The 14,971-nt window shown below is 73.7% G+C and carries 16 protein-coding genes; 9 read left to right on the plus strand and 7 right to left on the minus strand.

Going from position 1 to position 14,971, the window contains the following annotated elements:
- Positions 1-103: 103 nt before the first annotated feature.
- Entirely contained in the window at positions 104-1,006 is a 903-nt protein-coding gene (locus ACFWI8_RS29415) for an NAD(P)-dependent oxidoreductase (protein ID WP_387097709.1), read from the minus strand.
- Between the two features lie 168 nt (positions 1,007-1,174).
- Here ACFWI8_RS29415 and ACFWI8_RS29420 point away from each other — a divergent pair, with 168 nt between their 5' ends.
- Positions 1,175-1,552 carry a winged helix-turn-helix transcriptional regulator gene (locus ACFWI8_RS29420; RefSeq protein WP_387097814.1) on the plus strand — a complete coding sequence of 126 codons (378 nt, stop codon included), beginning with the start codon at positions 1,175-1,177 and terminating at the stop codon, positions 1,550-1,552.
- Here ACFWI8_RS29420 and ACFWI8_RS29425 read toward each other — a convergent pair.
- From ACFWI8_RS29425 to ACFWI8_RS29440, 4 genes are all read right to left on the minus strand, one after another.
- Positions 1,539-2,021, minus strand: a complete 483-nt coding sequence (locus ACFWI8_RS29425) for a peptidylprolyl isomerase (RefSeq protein WP_387097816.1) — start codon at positions 2,019-2,021, stop codon at positions 1,539-1,541. The two genes, ACFWI8_RS29420 and ACFWI8_RS29425, sit on opposite strands and share 14 nt — an antisense overlap.
- A 358-nt stretch (positions 2,022-2,379) precedes the next feature.
- Positions 2,380-3,684 carry a hypothetical protein gene (locus ACFWI8_RS29430; protein WP_387097712.1) on the minus strand — a complete coding sequence of 435 codons (1,305 nt, stop codon included), beginning with the start codon at positions 3,682-3,684 and terminating at the stop codon, positions 2,380-2,382.
- An 18-nt stretch (positions 3,685-3,702) separates the two neighbouring features.
- Positions 3,703-4,212 (minus strand): SigE family RNA polymerase sigma factor, encoded by a 510-nt coding sequence (locus ACFWI8_RS29435; protein WP_387097715.1) that lies wholly within the window; start codon positions 4,210-4,212, stop codon positions 3,703-3,705.
- Between the two features lie 130 nt (positions 4,213-4,342).
- Complete coding sequence (locus tag ACFWI8_RS29440) at positions 4,343-5,590, minus strand: hypothetical protein (RefSeq protein WP_387097718.1); 1,248 nt, start codon at positions 5,588-5,590, stop codon at positions 4,343-4,345.
- A gap of 215 nt (positions 5,591-5,805) precedes the next feature.
- Between ACFWI8_RS29440 and ACFWI8_RS29445 the strand changes: the two genes are divergently transcribed.
- The gene (locus ACFWI8_RS29445; RefSeq protein WP_387097721.1) at positions 5,806-6,507 is read left to right on the plus strand and encodes a DedA family protein; all 702 of its coding nucleotides are present in this window, start codon (positions 5,806-5,808) and stop codon (positions 6,505-6,507) included.
- Between the two features lie 41 nt (positions 6,508-6,548).
- Here the strand turns inward: ACFWI8_RS29445 and tatA are convergent, their stop codons facing one another.
- Positions 6,549-6,839 (minus strand): Sec-independent protein translocase subunit TatA, encoded by a 291-nt coding sequence (gene tatA, locus ACFWI8_RS29450; protein ID WP_311596546.1) that lies wholly within the window; start codon positions 6,837-6,839, stop codon positions 6,549-6,551.
- Positions 6,840-6,987: 148 nt separating this feature from the next.
- The gene (locus ACFWI8_RS29455) at positions 6,988-7,428 is read right to left on the minus strand and encodes an ATP-binding protein (protein ID WP_387097724.1); all 441 of its coding nucleotides are present in this window, start codon (positions 7,426-7,428) and stop codon (positions 6,988-6,990) included.
- Between the two features lie 219 nt (positions 7,429-7,647).
- On the opposite strand from ACFWI8_RS29455, the gene ACFWI8_RS29460 reads away from it, so the two are divergent.
- The 7 genes from ACFWI8_RS29460 (at position 7,648) to pheA (ending at position 14,856) form a co-directional block, all read left to right on the plus strand.
- Positions 7,648-8,409: a hypothetical protein gene (locus ACFWI8_RS29460; protein ID WP_387097727.1), complete on the plus strand. Its 762-nt coding sequence runs from the start codon at positions 7,648-7,650 to the stop codon at positions 8,407-8,409.
- A 170-nt stretch (positions 8,410-8,579) separates the two neighbouring features.
- Positions 8,580-9,353, plus strand: a complete 774-nt coding sequence (locus ACFWI8_RS29465) for a YcnI family protein (RefSeq protein ID WP_387097730.1) — start codon at positions 8,580-8,582, stop codon at positions 9,351-9,353.
- 76 nt (positions 9,354-9,429) lie between these two features.
- Positions 9,430-10,095, plus strand: a complete 666-nt coding sequence (locus tag ACFWI8_RS29470; protein WP_387097733.1) for an SCO family protein — start codon at positions 9,430-9,432, stop codon at positions 10,093-10,095.
- Positions 10,092-10,535 carry a copper chaperone PCu(A)C gene (locus tag ACFWI8_RS29475; protein ID WP_387097736.1) on the plus strand — a complete coding sequence of 148 codons (444 nt, stop codon included), beginning with the start codon at positions 10,092-10,094 and terminating at the stop codon, positions 10,533-10,535. Before ACFWI8_RS29470 ends, ACFWI8_RS29475 begins: the two co-directional genes overlap by 4 nt.
- An 11-nt stretch (positions 10,536-10,546) precedes the next feature.
- Positions 10,547-12,538 carry a copper resistance CopC/CopD family protein gene (locus tag ACFWI8_RS29480; protein WP_387097739.1) on the plus strand — a complete coding sequence of 664 codons (1,992 nt, stop codon included), beginning with the start codon at positions 10,547-10,549 and terminating at the stop codon, positions 12,536-12,538.
- Between the two features lie 32 nt (positions 12,539-12,570).
- On the plus strand, positions 12,571-13,794 hold the full coding sequence (gene efeB / locus ACFWI8_RS29485) for an iron uptake transporter deferrochelatase/peroxidase subunit (protein WP_387097742.1): 1,224 nt from the start codon (positions 12,571-12,573) through the stop codon (positions 13,792-13,794).
- Between the two features lie 102 nt (positions 13,795-13,896).
- Positions 13,897-14,856, plus strand: coding sequence for a prephenate dehydratase (gene pheA, locus ACFWI8_RS29490; protein ID WP_387097745.1), 960 nt, complete (start codon positions 13,897-13,899; stop codon positions 14,854-14,856).
- Positions 14,857-14,971 lie beyond the last annotated feature (115 nt).

A 14,971-nucleotide genomic window follows, 5' to 3' on the forward strand; every position in this document is an offset into this window, starting at 1 on the left:
CCCCTGGTGGGGGCGTTTTTGGCCCCCCCGCGGGTTGGCGGGGGCCGGGGGGGTTGGGGGGGGGGGGCGGGGCCCCCCCGGGGGCCCCCGCCCGCCGGCGCGTTCAGCGGCGCTCGGTGCGGAGCAGGGTGCCGAGGGCCGGGACGTCCCGGTCGCCGTGGCCCTCGGCGACCGCCCGCCGCAGCAGCTGCTCCATGGGCCGCAGCAGCAGCGGGTCGACGCCCGCCGCCTCGCTGGTGTCGAACAGGTTCCCGAAGGCGGCGGCCTGCATGGCCAGGTTGGAGTTGGCGGAACGGGAGTCGAAATCGCCGGTGTCGAGCTGGCGGGCGAACTCCGGCACCGAGGCCATCATGGCCTGGAGCCAGGGGAACAGCAGCGTCGAGGTGAACTCGGTGGCCCTGCCCTCCCCAGGGCCGACCAGGGCGATGGCGTGCAGCGCGCCGCCGAACAGGCCGTACATGGCGCTGAGCAGGGCGATGTCGTAGAGCGGCGCGGCCCCCGGGTCCTTGTCGAGGTAGGCGGCGACGCCGAACCGCTCCAGGGTCCGCTGGTGGGTGTCGAAGGCGGCCCTGGAACCGCTGTAGAGCAGGGTGGCGCCGGGGTGGCCGATCATCGGCGGGATGGCCATGATGCCGCCGTCGAGGTAGTCGGCGCCGTGTCCGGTCGCCCAGGCGGCGGTCTCCCCGGCCTGGGCGGGGGTGCCGTTGGTGAGGTTGACCAGCGTGCGGCCGGCCAGGGCGGCGGCGGCCGGCTCCAGGGTCTGGCGTACGGCCGCGTAGTCCAGCACGCAGACGATCACCAGGGGGTTGGCGGCGGTCGCCGCCTCGGGGGTGTCGGCGACCGTGGCACCTTCGGCCGCCAGCGCCTCGGCCCTGGCCCGGGTCCTGTTCCACACGGTCACCGGGTGGCCGGCGGCCAGCAGTGTCCTGGCCAGGGCGGTGCCCATGGCGCCGAGCCCGAGCACGGTCACGCCTCCGGCCGCGTCGGCGGATGTGCGCTCACTCATCGTGTTCTTCTCTCCTGCTTCGCTCTGCGTCGTTCGGAACTGAGGGGTGAACGCGGGCCCGCGCCGATGTCCAGACTTCTCCAGCGCTTTACGATCGGCAAGTACCGACAAAAAAGTGCGTACTGACCTACAGGTCAGTACGGGCGAAGGGAGGTTCGGGCCGTGGGCATGGCGAAGGGCCCCTACACGTGCGGCATCGACGCGGCCATCGACGTCGTCGGGGGCAAGTGGAAGGTGTTGATCCTGTGGGCGCTGCACGAGCGGGCGTGGCGCTTCGGCGAACTGCGCCGGGAGCTGCCCGGGGTCAGCGAGAAGGTGCTGATCCAGCAGCTGCGGGAGTTGGAGGCCGACGAGATCGTGCACCGGGAGGTCTACCGTGAGGTGCCGCCGCGGGTGGAGTACTCGTTGACCGAGTTCGGCACGTCGCTGAACGACGCGCTGCGCCCGCTCGGCGCCTGGGGCAGGGAGCACATGGCGCGGATCGTGCGGATCCGCGCCACGGCGGGCGACGCCCCGGAGGAGGCGGAGCGGGTCAGCCGACGCTGACCGACTCGATGACCACGTCCTCCACGGGGCGGTCCTGGGCGTCGGTCTCGGTGGTGGCGATGGCGTCGACCACGGCCCGGCTCTCGTCGTCGGCGACCTCGCCGAAGATGGTGTGCATGCCGTTCAGCCAGTCGGTCGGGGCGACGGTGATGAAGAACTGCGAACCGTTGGTGCCGGGGCCGGCGTTGGCCATGGCCAGCAGGTAGGGCTCGTCGAAGGTGAGGTCGGGCACGATCTCGTCCTCGAACTGGTAGCCGGGCCCGCCGGTGCCGGTGCCCTCCGGGTCGCCGCCCTGGATCATGAACCCGTCGATGACGCGGTGGAAGATGGTGCCGTCGTACAGCGGCGTCTCCTCCTGCTGGCCCAGCCACTCCAGCGAACCGTCCGCCAGGCCCACGAAGTTGGTCACCGTGAGCGGCGCCTGCTCTGGGAAGAGGGTGACCGCGACGTCGCCCTCGCTGGTGTGGATGGTGGCGCTGGTGGCGTCCGAGACCTCGGCGGCCGCGGGCCCCGCCGGTCCATCGGCGGGCGTCTCCTCCGCACCTTCGGCGTCCTCGGCCGGCTCGGTGACCTCGGCCGCGCCCTCGGGCGCCGCCGTGCTCTCCTCGACGCTTTCGGAACCACAGGCCGTCAGTGCGAGCCCGAGGCAGAGCAGTGCGGTCGCGAGGCGCCGGGAGGAGCGGGTCATGTCAGATGCCTTTCCGTATGCCCGTATGCGGAATCGCAAGCAGCCACATCATGCCCCACGGACACCACGAATGCTCCCCCGCCCACCGCACTAGGGGAGGCGGGGGCGGGGGAGGCGGATCGGTGGCCGGTGGCGGCCGTCAGCCGAGCAGGTCCAGCCACTCCTGGCTGCCGGCGATCTCGCTCAACTCGTCGGCCGTCAGGGGCGACTCGGCCCCGTCGGCCGGGTAGACGCTGATGTCGACCGAGGAGCCGCTGGCGTGGTACACGTCCGCGTAGAGCTGGGGTTCGTAGTCCTCGGTCGCCAGCCAGTCGCAGAGGTAGACCCGGGTGTCCTCCCCGAAACCGTCGACCGGGTCGCACTCCGGGTCGATCGGGCCGTCGCTGTAGTCGTAGGAACCGGTGGCCCAGGTGTTGATCTCCACCAGGGCGGACACCTCACCGGCGCTGGCCTGGAAGGTGACGGACCCCCGGGACTCGTCGGCGATCTCGCCGATCTCCAGGCCGGTGGGCGCCAGCTCGTCGAAGAGGGCGCGCAGTTCCTCGGCGGGGATGGCACTGGACATGCTCATCTCGTCGATGGACTCCTCGGGCGCACCGTGCTCGGCGTCCGCGGCGGCCAGCACCTCCTGCCAGACGGACGCCCGCGCGATCTCGGCCAACTGGCCTTCATCGAGCGGGGGTTCGAAGTCCGGGTCGAGAGGCTCGTCGGTCATCGAGGTCACCGTGGCGTTGATCTGCCACAGCCCCTCCTCGCCCGGGCCCCAGCTGGCCGGCATCGCGAGCTGTGCGTTCCAGGACGCGAAGTAGGTGTCCCCCCACTCCTCCACGTCCTGGAGGTCGGACTCGGCGAACTCCGTGCCGGGGTCCACCACCGGCGACTGGTCGTACCGCACGCTGCCCACCGAGAGCACCGAGCCGTCCTCCAGCTCGGTCTCCTCGCACCGGTCGGAGTCCTCCCAGTCGTACGAGCCGCAGCCGACGGCGGAACGCCAGTCCTCGGCCTGCCAGCGCAGCATGGACACGTCGAGGGTGAGGGAGTCATCGCCGGTGCCGAGCGTGAGCGAGACGCCGGGGTCGCCGCTCTCCTCCGGCGTGATGGCGTAGGAGTCGGTGCCGGAGACGCCCTCGGGCAGCATGGCGGTCAGGGTCGCGATCAGCTCCGACTGGCTCCGCGGCGCGTCCGCGACATGGAGCGCGTCGTCGCCCTCCCCCCCGCCGCCCCCGGGCAGTTGGACCGCGGCCACGGCGACGGCCGCCACCGCGGCGGCGCCCGTGACCATGGCGGCTCTCCGCCGCCACAGCCGGACCTTGCCGCGCCGCAGCCCTGCCTCGGCGAGCGCCTGGCTGTCCGGCTGGAACCCCCCGCCGGCCTGACGGAGCATCGCGCCGAACTGCTGCTCGAACTCGGTGGGCCCGTCTATGTCGTGCATGTCGTGTGTCATCGGGATCCTTCCCCTGCCCTAGGCCCTGGTGAGTTCGGCGAAGCCCGAGCTGCCCAGCATGGTCCTGAGCTTGGCGAGGGCACGGCTGGATCGGGAACGGACGGCGCTCGAACTCGTCCGCATCGCGTCCGCGGTCTGCTCGATGCTGAGGTCCTCCCAGAACCGCAGCACCAGTACGGCCCGGTCCTTCGGCGGCAGCTCGCCGAGGGCCTGCAACAGCGTGACACGCAACGAGGAGTCCGCCATCTCCACGGGCCGCTCGGGGAGCCGCAGCGCCGGCTGCTCGCCGCTGCTGCGCCGCCGACGGTGGGTCAGGTAGGCGCGGACCAGCACGGTCTTGGCGTAGGCATCCGGATTGTCTATGCACTTCCTCTTGTGCCACACCGTGTACATCCGGCTGAGGGTCTCCTGCACCAGATCCTCCGCCAGGTGTGTGTCCCCGCTGGTCATCAGGCACGCCGACCGGTAGAGCGCCGCGCTCCGGCTCACGGCGAACTGCCGGTACGAATCCTCGTCGCGCCGTCCCATCCGTCCCCCTCGAATCCGCTTGAAGCCCCCCGCACTCGTTCAGACGCGCGAGTGGGTCGAGATTGTCGCACCGGGCGGTGCCGCACACCTGTGCGGCACCGCCCGCGCGGTCAGATCAGCGAACCGCCGATCAGCCGAAGAGCGCGCGCCACTCGTCGGCGGTCGCTATCTCGGCCAGCTGCTCGCCGGTGAACGGGGCGTCGGCACGGCTCGGCTCCGCGTCCCAGTCGGCGACGTTGTACGCCGTGATGTCCAGCGAGGAGCCGTCGGGGTAGGTGACGACGGCCCAGTTCATGGCGGTCGGGTCGTCCTCACTGGCCGGCCAGTCGCAGACGCTCACCACGGTGCCGTCCTCCAGGGTGGTGTCCTGGCAGTCGGGGCCGTCCGCGACCTCGCCCTCCGCCAGGGCCACGCCCTCGTCGAAGGCGTACTCGCCGCTCAGGAAGCCGTCCTCGCCCTCGGACCCGGTGGCCTCATAGGCGGTGATGTCCACCAGGCCGGCGCCCTGACCGTCGTCCACGCTGAGCTGGGCCCAGCCCGTCTCCTCGGTCTCGACGTCGACGATCTCCAGGCCCTCGGGGGCCAGCGCGCGGAAGGTGTCCCTGAGGTCGGAGGCCGGGATGTCACTGCTGGCCGGCACCTCCTCCTCCCACTCCTCGGGGCCGCCGTACTCGGCGTCCGCCGCGTCGAGCACGCTCCCCCAGACCGGCGCCTGGACGACCTCGGCGAGCTGGTCGAGGTCGAGCGGCGGGGTGTACGCGTCCGGGTCGGCCGCGTCCGTCAGGTCCTTGGACTCGGTGAGGACGACGGCCCGGCCACCGGGCTGCTCCAGGTCGGAGCCGCCGGGACCCTCCAGCCAGACCTGCCAGTCACGGCTGCGGTAGGTCTCCCCCTCCTCGTCCTCGTACTCGTACTCGCTGGTGACCAGCGAGAGGATGGAGCCGTCCTCCAGGGTGGTGTCCTCGCAGGTGAAGCCCTCCTCCGGCTCGCCGAAGCCCTGGCAGCCGGCGATGTCGTGCCAGTCGTCCGTGGCCCAGCGGGAGACGCTGAGGTCGAGGGAGACGCCGCCCGCGCCGTCGTCCGCGACGAGCGAGACCGAGGTGTCGGGCCCCTCCTCCAGGCCGGTCGCGTAGGACTCGGTGACCTGGAGGCCGCCGGGGAGGAGGCCGGTCAGCGCCTCGATCAGCTCCTGCTCCGTCCGCGGGACGTCCGCCGCGTCCGCCGCGTCGGCGGCGCCCGAGGTGGCCGCCGCGGTCGGCTCGGCGTAGCTCGGCGAGGCCGCGACCATCGACGCCATCGCCGCGGTGGCGATCGCGGCGGTCAGCCCGATCCGACGCTTCCAGAGCGGCCGGTTCGCCTCGCCCTTGCGTGTGCTCATGTCTGCTTTCCCCTTACTTCGGCTCGGGCCCCGCTGGGGGCCCCGGCGAGCCGCGTCCCCCGCGTTCTCGCCCCGTCACAGATAGGGATGCGTGAGCCCCCGAGGGATGTCGCAGACTTCTTCGAAGAATTTTTTCCCGGCCGGGTCGGAGCGGATAGCCTGGCGGTAACGCCCGGGCGGCAGGCACTCGGGCCGCGCCTCAGGAGTCCCCCTTCATGGAAGCTCTCGCTCTCGGGCCCAGCTGGCTCGACCCGGAGTACCTCATCCAGAGCTTCGGCCTCGTCGGGATCCTCGCGGTGGTCTTCGCCGAGTCCGGCCTGCTGATCGGCTTCTTCCTGCCGGGGGACTCGCTGCTCTTCACCACCGGGCTGCTGGTGGCCACCGACCAGTACCTGCACTACCCGCTGTGGTTGGTGTGCCTGCTGATCGTGCTGGCCGCGGTCGCGGGCGACCAGGTCGGCTACCTCTTCGGGCGCAAGGTCGGCCCGGCCCTGTTCAGGCGGCCGGACTCCCGCCTCTTCAAGCAGGAGAACGTGGAGAAGGCGCACGCCTTCTTCGAGAAGCACGGCCCCAAGTCACTGGTGCTGGCCCGCTTCGTGCCGATCGTGCGCACCTTCACGCCGATCATCGCCGGCGTGAGCACCATGCGTTACCGCTCGTTCGTCACGTTCAACATCGTCGGCGGGGTGCTGTGGGGGGCGGGCGTGACCCTGCTGGGCGCCGCGCTCGGCCAGATCGACTTCGTGCACGAGCACATCGAGCTGATCCTGATCGCGATCGTGCTGCTGTCGGTCGTCCCGATCGTCATCGAGTACCTGCGGGCCCGAGGCTCCTCGGCCGGGGACGGCCAGGCCGGCGCCCCCGCGTCCGGCGGCGCGGCACCCGCGCGCGGGCAGGGCCGCCACGCCAAGCGATAGGCGGTGGCGGCCCGGCCCAGGCCGGCGGCGTCGGGCAGCGCTCAGCCGCGCGGAGCGGCGTCGTGCGGCTCCTGGGCCGGACGCACGGTGCTGACGTCGACCGGGGCGGCCTTGATGGTGCGGGGCTCGGAGCCGGCCTGCTGGGGCTCCGGCTGCGGCTGGGCGGGCGGGTTGGCCGCCGCGCCCTCGGCCTTCATCGCGGCCGCCTCGCTCTTGAGGATGCGCGCCGACTTCCCGAGGGAGCGGGCAAGGTCCGGGAGCCGCTTGGCGCCGAACACCAACAGCACGATGATCGCCAGGACCACAAGCTCTCTTAGCCCGATCTGACCCATGGTTTCCACCTCCAGAGGGAACGTCCGGGTGCATCCCCCTCAGAGCGCCACGGTACCGGGTCCCGAGTAAAGAGCCCAGAAGTAAATTCCTGGGAAATCCCAGGCCAAGGCCGGGGCGCCGGGGCCCCCCTCCGGTCGGCAGTGGTGGCTAGGAGGCTCTGAGCAGCGCCGCGTCCTCGCGCCATTTGAGGATCTTGTCGAAGGTGACGACGGCTCCGCCGCTGCCCGGTTGGTTGCCGATGCGGAGGCGGTCCGAGAGGGCCTCGATCAGCCGCAGGCCGCGCCCGCCGGGCAGCAGCTCGCGGGGCTCGGCCATCGGGATGTCGGCCCCGTCGGGGAATCCCGGGCCGCAGTCGGTGACCTCGATCCGGCACATGTCGCCCAGGATCGAGGCGGTCACCCGGTAGACCTCGGAGCGGTCGCCGCCGTGCTGGACGGCGTTGGCGCAGGCCTCGGAGAGGGCGATGGAGAGCTCGTGGGAGATGTCCGCGTCCACCCCGGCCGTCTCCATCGCGCCGAGCAGCAGGCGCCGGGCCAACGGGACGCTGGCCGCTTCCCGGCGCAGTTGGAGAGACCACCAGATGCTCATGCTCCAGCCTCCTGGCCGCGGCTCGACATATCTGTAGGTATTGCCTACCGGCACGACCGGTAAGCGCGGACGCCACCCAACACCCCCCGTTCAGCGGATGTATCAGGACACGGGCATCGATATGGCGACACCTCGGCACGAGTGAAGGTACGTATTCGCGTGCGAGAATCCGGCCCCGCGCCCATGCGGCGGCGGGGCCGGTGAGATGATGACGCCGCCATGCGTGCCGGAGCCGATCTGCGACTGCTGCGAGCCGCGGTCTTCGCCGCGGCCTGCGCCACGCTGGCCGCGGCCGGTCACCTCTCGGCCGGCGGTCCTGCGATAGCCGGCTGGGCGCTGGCCGCCGGCTGGCTCGCCGCCTTCGCGTTCGCCGCGCCACTCGCGGGCCGCGAACGCCGTTCCTTCCCCGCCATCGCCGCCGCGCTCGGCGCCGGGCAGCTCGCCCTGCACGCCCTCTACGGCCTCGGCCAGCACGGCTCGACCGGCGGCGGACACGCGGCCGGCGGGAGCGCCGTCGAGCAGGCCAGGCGGCTGCTCTGCAACGACCAGCTGATGGCCCTCACCGAGGCCAGGGCGACGCGGATCGTCTCGGCCGCCGGCCTCAGGACCGACGCGCACCCGGGCGGCGCGGCCGTGGCGCACGACTGGCTGCCCTCCTGGCCCATGCTGCTCGGCCACCTGGTGGCCGCCGTCCTCGCCGGCTGGCTGCTGCGCCGCGGCGAGCGGGCGCTGTGGCGGCTGATCGGCCTCGCCCGGTTCGGCGGTGCCGCACTCGACGTGCTCGCCCCGCCGCTCAGGCGCGCGCTGCGCCTCGCCCGGCTGCTGTGCGCCGGCGCGCTGCCGCAGCCGCCCGCCGCGCGCCGCCCGCGCCCAGGACACCGTCCGCAGCCCGCCGTCACCGGCATCACGCTGCCGCCCGCACTGACCAGGCGCGGCCCGCCGCGCGCCGGGGGCGCGGCGGAACTGGCGCTCGCGGCCTGACGCACTCCCCGGGAAGGACCGGGCAGGGTGCGCCGACGCCGTGCGCCCGGGGCCGCCCACCACCGCGCGCGTCGCGCGGGTCACGCCCCCTCGCCTGCGCCTGCTCTCTCCTTTCCTTCCTTTCTCACTCTCCGCGCCCCCGTGGCGCGGGGACTCACCGTGGAGTGCTCATGAAGCGCACGCGCATGGCCGCCTGCTCGGCGATCGGCGCGGCGGCCGTCGTCCTGACCGTCGCCGCCCCCGCCGCCCAGGCCCATGTCAGCATCGACCCGAGCGAGGCCGAGCAGGGCGGCTACGCCGTCCTGACCCTCCGGGTGCCCAACGAGAGCGACACGGCCTCGACCACCAGGCTCGAGGTCCACCTCGACCCCGAGCACCCGCTCGCCTCGGTCCGGCCGCAGCCGGTCCCCGGCTGGGACGTCGAGGTCCAGACCGCCGAGCTCGACGAGCCGATCGAGCTGCACGGCGGCCAGGTCACCGAGGCGCCCACCACCATCGTCTGGAGCGGGGGCGAGATCGAGCCCGGGATGTTCCAGCAGTTCCCGATCTCCGTCGGCCCACTGCCCGAGGACACCGACCAGCTCGTGCTCAGGGCGCTGCAGGAGTACGACGACGGCGAGGTCGCGCGCTGGATCGAGGAGCCCACCGAGGACGGTGTGGAGCCCGAGAACCCGGCGCCGGTCCTGACGTTGACGCCGGGCGAGGGCGGCCACCACGGCGCCGAGTCGGGCGACGGGGCCGACGCGGCGGCCGCCGACGCGGCGGCGCACGACGCCGCAGAACAGGCCACGGCCGACTCCTCCGACGAGGCCGGCACCGACACCACGGCCCGGGTACTGGCCGGCGTCGGCATCGCGGTCGGCGTCGCCGGCGTCGCCTTCGGCGTCCTCGCCGGCCGCCGGCGGAGCGCCGGCGACGGCGCGGAGCGCACCACCGCCCCCTGACCATCCGAACCGTGAGACCACGCGGGGCGGAGTCGTCCTCCGCCCCGCGCCACGACCACCACACCAGGAACACTCGATGCACCTGCGCAAGATCAGCACCACCGCCGTGGCCCTCGGGGCCGCGCTCGTCCTGGCGGCCTGCGGCGGCGACTCAACGGGCGGCGACGGCGAGGGCGACGGGGCCGCCGCCGAGGTCCACGGCGCCCAGGCCGCGGACGAGGGCACCGTCCTCGACACCCCCTTCGACAAGCCGGAGCTGGTGCTCACCGACACCAACGGCGAGGAGTACGACTTCGTCGAACGCACCGCGGGTCGGGCCACGCTCCTCTACTTCGGCTACACCCACTGCCCCGACATCTGCCCGCTCACCATGAGCAACATCGGCATCGCCAGCGCCGGCCTGACCGAGGAGCAGCGCGACCGGCTGGACGTCGTCTTCGTCACCACCGACCCGGAGCGCGACACCCCGGAGTCGCTCGGTCCCTGGCTGGAGTCCCAGGGCCCCGACTTCACCGGGCTCACCGGCGACTTCGAGACCATCCAGGAGGCCGCCCGCTCCCTCGGCGTCCACATCGAGCCGTCGACCGAGGACGAGAACGGCGACATCGTCTCCACCCACGGCACCCAGGTGGTCGCCTTCCTGCCCACCGACGACCGGGCGCACGTCGTCTACACCGAGGGCGTCACCAGCGACACCTTCGCGCGCGACCTGCCAGGACTGATCGAGGGGGAGCTGCCGTGACGCGCCGGTCGGCGGCGGCCCTCCTCGCCGCCGCGCTGACGCTCGGCCTCGCCGCCTGCTCGGACGGCGAGGGGAGGCCCGAGCTGCGGGCGAGCGGCGCCTACGTGCCGCAGCCGCCCACCCAGGAGGTCGCCGGCGCCTTCCTGACCATAGAGAACACCGGGGACGCCGACGACACCCTCGTCTCGGTGCGCAGCGACGTGGCCGGCACGGTCGAGATCCACGAGACCGTGGACAACCGGATGCGGCAGGTCGACTCGCTGCCCGTGCCCGCGGGCGGCCGGCTCGACCTCGCCCGCGGCGGCAACCACGTGATGCTGCTCGACCTCTCCCGCCAGCTCGTCGAAGGCGAGACCGTGAGCCTCGAACTGCGTTTCGAGACCTCGGACCCCCTCACCGTCGACGTGCCGGTCGAATCGGCCACCCACACCGGGGAGTGAGACCTGACGCCATGAGAGCCACGACCACCCTTCCCCGCCCCCTCGTCACGCTGCTGCTCGGCGCGCTGGCCACGGTCGCCGCGCTCGCCGGCCTGCTCGCCGGCGCCGGCCCCGCCGCGGCCCACGCGGCGCTCGACGACACCACGCCGGGGGACGGGGAGGTGGTCGCCACGGCACCCACCGAGGTCTCCCTCACCTTCACCGAGGGCGTCTCGCTCGCGCCGGACGCCATCCGGGTTCTCGACCCGGACGGCGAGCGCGCCGACGCCGGCGAGACGACCGGCTCGGGGCGCACCCACACCGTGTCGCTGCGGCCCGGACTCGCCGACGGCACGTACACCGTGGCCTGGCAGGCCGTCTCGACCGACAGCCACCCCATCTCGGGCGCCTTCACCTTCTCCGTCGGCGCCCCCTCCGAGACGTCGGTCAGCCCGGCGGAGGTGACCGCCACCGGCGACGACGGGCTCGTCGGGCTGCTGTACGACGTCGGGCGCTACGCCGCCTACACCGGATTCCTGCTGCTCGTCGGCTCCTGCGTCTTCGTTCTCGTGTGCTGGCCGGCGGCCGCCGGCCGAAGGGCCGCGCAGCGGGTGACCCTGGCCGGCTGGATCGTGCTGACCGGCGCCACCATCGCGCTGCTGTGGCTGCGCATCCCCTACACAGGCTCCGGCGAGCTGGCCGACGCCCTCGACGCCGGCGGCCTGCGGGACGTCGTGGCCACCAGGACCGGCACCGCGCTGGTCACCCGGCTGCTGCTGGCCGCGGCGGCCGGGCTCTTCATCGCGCTGCTCTACGGCTCCTACGCCCGGCTGCGGACCGCCGCACGGGGGGAGGCGGAGGACGCCGAGGACACGGAGGACGCCGAGGACCGCGCCGCGCGGCTGCGCGACCTCACCTTCGGTCTCGGCATCGGCGGCGTGATCATCGCCGTGGGCCTGGCCGCCACCTGGGCCACCTCGGAGCACGCCGCCAGCGGACGACAGACGGCCCTGGCCATCCCCGTCGACGTCGTCCACCTGCTGGCCGTCGCGACCTGGCTCGGCGGCCTGGCCACCCTGCTCGTCCTCCTGCACCGCTCGCCCGGCGGGCCGCCGCGGGCCGCCGTCCGCCGCTACTCGGCGCTCGCCTCCGGCAGCGTCGTCGCGCTCGCCGGCACCGGGCTCTACCAGTCCTGGCGGCAGGTCGGCCTGTCCTGGACGGCGCTCACCGACACCTCCTACGGGCGCCTGCTGATGGTGAAGGTCGGGCTGGTCGCCGTGCTGCTCGCGGTCGCCGTGGCCTCCCGGCGCTGGACGGCCCGGCTGGCCGACACCGCGGAGACCACCGAGACCACCGAGACCACCGGGACGACGGAGACCGCCGAGCCCGTGGCGGTGGGCGCCGGCGACAGCGGCGAGGCCGCCGAGGGCACCGACCCGGCGCGCGCCCGGCAGCTCGCCAGGCAGCGCGCCGCCGTCGAGCGGACGGCCCGCCTCCGGGCCCGCGACGCCGACCAGGGCCGCTCAGGACTGCGCCGCTCCGTGCTGGCCGAGGCGGCCGTCGCCGCCGTGCTGCTCGGCGTCACCACCGCGCTCACCACGACCACCCCGGCCCACACCGCGGCCGCCCAGGCGGCCGCGGACGACGCGACCGGCGGCGGCGCCGAGGACCGGCCGGCCGGCGAGCCCCTGTCCCTCTCCCTCCCCTACGACACCGGCGGCGAGCTCGGCCGTGGCGAGGCGCGGCTCGACCTCTCACCGGCCCGCACCGGCGACAACACCCTGCACATCCGGCTCACCGACCCCGACGGCCTGCCCACCACGGCCGAGGAGGTCCGGATCGCCCTCACCCTGCCGGCCGAGGACCTCGGCCCGCTGCGCTACGAACCCCTGCACGTCGACGTCGGCCACTGGACCGTCACCGACCTCCAGCTGCCCCGCCCCGGCACCTGGGAGCTCGCCCTGACCGTCCGCACCTCCGACATCGACCAGGTGACCGAGACCGCCTCCCTCACCGTCGACTGACCCCGACCCGACCGAACAGTGACAGACAGACCATGACTGACATCTCCCGCCGCCGCCTGCTCACCACCGCCGGCACCGCGGGCGCCGCGGGACTCGCCCTCGGCACCGCAGGCGGCGCCGTCGCGCACGCCGCCGTCGCCGCCCCCGACGCCCCGGCGCTCACCACCCTCGGCACCACCGCCCACCCCTTCCACGGCGCCCACCAGCCGGGCATCACCACCCCGGCCCAGACCCACGGCCACCTCGTCGCCCTCGACCTCGCCCCGGGCGCCGGCCGCCGCGAGGCCGCCGACCTGCTGCGCCGCTGGTCCACGCTGGCCGCCCGGCTGATGGCGGGCGAGGCCCCGCCGGACGACACCGACGTCGCCCGGGACGCCGGGCCGGCCGCCCTCACCGTCACCATCGGCCTCGGCCACGGCTTCTTCGACGCGACCGACCTCGCCGACGCCCGCCCCGCCGCCCTCGCCCCACTGCCCGTCTTCTCCAACGACGCCCTCGACCCTGACCGCTCGGACGGCGACCTGTGGCTCCAGGTCGGCGCCGACGACGCGCTCGTCGCCTTCCACGCGCTGCGCGCGCTGCAGCGCGCCGCGGCGGGCACCGCCGCCGTCCGCTGGCAGATGACCGGCTTCAACCGCAGCCCGGGCGCCACCTCCCGCCCCATGACCAGCCGCAACCTGATGGGGCAGGTCGACGGCACCAACAACCCGAAGCCCACCGACGACGACTTCGACCAGCGCGTCTTCGTGCCGGAGGGCGGCGACCCCGGCTGGATGGCCGGCGGCTCCTACGTCGTGGTGCGCCGGATCCGGATGCTGCTCGACGACTGGGAGCGGGTGAGCGAGGCCGAGCAGGAGCGGGTGATCGGGCGCCGGAAGTCCGACGGCGCCCCGCTCACCGGCGGCGACGAGACCACCCCCGTCGACCTGGAGGCGACCGACGCGGACGGCGGCCCGGTGATCGCCGCCAACGCCCACGTCAGGGTCAGCACGCCGGAGACCAACGGCGGCGCGGCGATGCTCCGCCGCCCCTTCTCCTACCACGACGGGTTCCTGGCCGACGGCAGCCCGGACGCCGGCCTGCTGTTCGTCTGCTGGCAGGCCGATCCGCTGCGCGGCTTCGTGCCGGTGCAGCGCAAGCTGGACCGCGGGGACGCGCTCTCGGCGTTCGTCAGGCACGAGGCGAGCGCGCTGTTCGCGGTGCCGGGCGGCGCCGCCGAGGGCGAGTACGTGGGCCAGCGGCTGCTCGATGGCTGACCGGGGAACGGGGGGCCGAACGGGCGGGCCGAGGGGGCGGGCCGACGTTCGAAGGCTGATACCGCGGCGCGATCGGCCGCGCGCCGCGGCTACCGTTGCGTCATGACAGCAGCGAGTCGCTACACCTACCTGGGCCCCGAGGGCACCTTCACGGAAGCCGCCATCCGCACCCTGCCGGAGGCGGCCACCCGCGAGCTCGTACCGATGATCTCCGTGCCGGCGGCCCTGGACGCGGTGCGCTCCGGGGAGGCGGCGGGCGCGCTGGTGCCCATCGAGAACTCGGTGGAGGGCGGGGTCGTGGCCACGGTGGACGAGCTGGCGTCCGGCAAGCCGCTGATGATCTACCGCGAGGTGCTGCTGCCGATCGCGTTCGCGCTGCTGGTCAGGCCGGGCACGAGCATCGAGTCGATCAAGACGGTCACCGGGCACCCGGTGGCCCAGCCGCAGGTGCGGGGCTGGCTCAGGCGCTACCTGCCGGAGGCGCAGTGGGAGTCGGCGGCGTCCAACGCGGACGGCGCGCGTCTGGTGCAGGAGGGGCGGTACGACGCCGCGTTCGCCGGCGAGTTCGCGGCCGCGATCTACGGGCTCGAGCCGCTGGTCACCGACATCCACGACGCGCACAACGCCACCACCCGCTTCGTGCTCGTGGGCCGGCCGGCGCGTCCCGCGGCGAGCACCGGAGCCGACAAGACCTCGGTGGTGCTGTGGCTGCGCGCGGACCACCCGGGCGCGCTGCTCGAGGTGCTCCAGGAGTACTCGGCGCGCGGGGTGAACCTGACGCGGATCGAGTCGCGGCCCACCGGCAAGGGGATCGGGCAGTACTGCTTCTCGGTCGACTGCGAGGGGCACATCTCGGACCGGCGGGTGGGCGACGCGCTGATGGGGCTCAGGCGGCTCTGCCCCGACGTGCGCTTCCTCGGCTCCTATCCGCGGGCCGACCACGTCGAGCCCACGGTGCGCGCCGGCACGACCGACGAGGACTTCCTGTCGGCCGCCGACTGGCTGACCAGGTGCCTGGACGGCCGGCCGGGCGAGGCGGAGCGGACGGCGTCGGAGCGCTGACGTCCGGGTGTCCGGTGGGTGCCCGAGGGGTTATCCACGAGTTATCCACAGGACACCCTCCGTGCCTGTGCATAAGTCGACATGACCAATCGGACATCGTCGACATATCGCCCTG

The sequence above is a fragment of the Streptomyces sp. NPDC127098 genome (genome assembly GCF_042722465.1).
In the GTDB taxonomy this organism is placed as follows: domain Bacteria; phylum Actinomycetota; class Actinomycetes; order Streptomycetales; family Streptomycetaceae; genus Streptomyces; species Streptomyces millisiae.

Excerpts from the sequence above, each read along its gene's own strand:
- pheA (WP_387097745.1), top strand. The coding sequence starts at position 13,897 with ATGACAGCAGCGAGTCGCTACACCTACCTGGGCCCCGAGGGCACCTTC.
- efeB (WP_387097742.1), top strand. The coding sequence starts at position 12,571 with ATGACTGACATCTCCCGCCGCCGCCTGCTCACCACCGCCGGCACCGCG.
- ACFWI8_RS29470 (WP_387097733.1), top strand. The coding sequence starts at position 9,430 with ATGCACCTGCGCAAGATCAGCACCACCGCCGTGGCCCTCGGGGCCGCG.
- ACFWI8_RS29480 (WP_387097739.1), top strand. The coding sequence starts at position 10,547 with ATGAGAGCCACGACCACCCTTCCCCGCCCCCTCGTCACGCTGCTGCTC.
- ACFWI8_RS29460 (WP_387097727.1), top strand. The coding sequence starts at position 7,648 with ATGCGTGCCGGAGCCGATCTGCGACTGCTGCGAGCCGCGGTCTTCGCC.
- tatA (WP_311596546.1), bottom strand. The coding sequence starts at position 6,839 with ATGGGTCAGATCGGGCTAAGAGAGCTTGTGGTCCTGGCGATCATCGTG.
- ACFWI8_RS29435 (WP_387097715.1), bottom strand. The coding sequence starts at position 4,212 with ATGGGACGGCGCGACGAGGATTCGTACCGGCAGTTCGCCGTGAGCCGG.
- ACFWI8_RS29415 (WP_387097709.1), bottom strand. The coding sequence starts at position 1,006 with ATGAGTGAGCGCACATCCGCCGACGCGGCCGGAGGCGTGACCGTGCTC.
- ACFWI8_RS29420 (WP_387097814.1), top strand. The coding sequence starts at position 1,175 with ATGGCGAAGGGCCCCTACACGTGCGGCATCGACGCGGCCATCGACGTC.
- ACFWI8_RS29440 (WP_387097718.1), bottom strand. The coding sequence starts at position 5,590 with ATGAGCACACGCAAGGGCGAGGCGAACCGGCCGCTCTGGAAGCGTCGG.
- ACFWI8_RS29430 (WP_387097712.1), bottom strand. The coding sequence starts at position 3,684 with ATGACACACGACATGCACGACATAGACGGGCCCACCGAGTTCGAGCAG.
- ACFWI8_RS29455 (WP_387097724.1), bottom strand. The coding sequence starts at position 7,428 with ATGAGCATCTGGTGGTCTCTCCAACTGCGCCGGGAAGCGGCCAGCGTC.
- ACFWI8_RS29465 (WP_387097730.1), top strand. The coding sequence starts at position 8,580 with ATGAAGCGCACGCGCATGGCCGCCTGCTCGGCGATCGGCGCGGCGGCC.
- ACFWI8_RS29445 (WP_387097721.1), top strand. The coding sequence starts at position 5,806 with ATGGAAGCTCTCGCTCTCGGGCCCAGCTGGCTCGACCCGGAGTACCTC.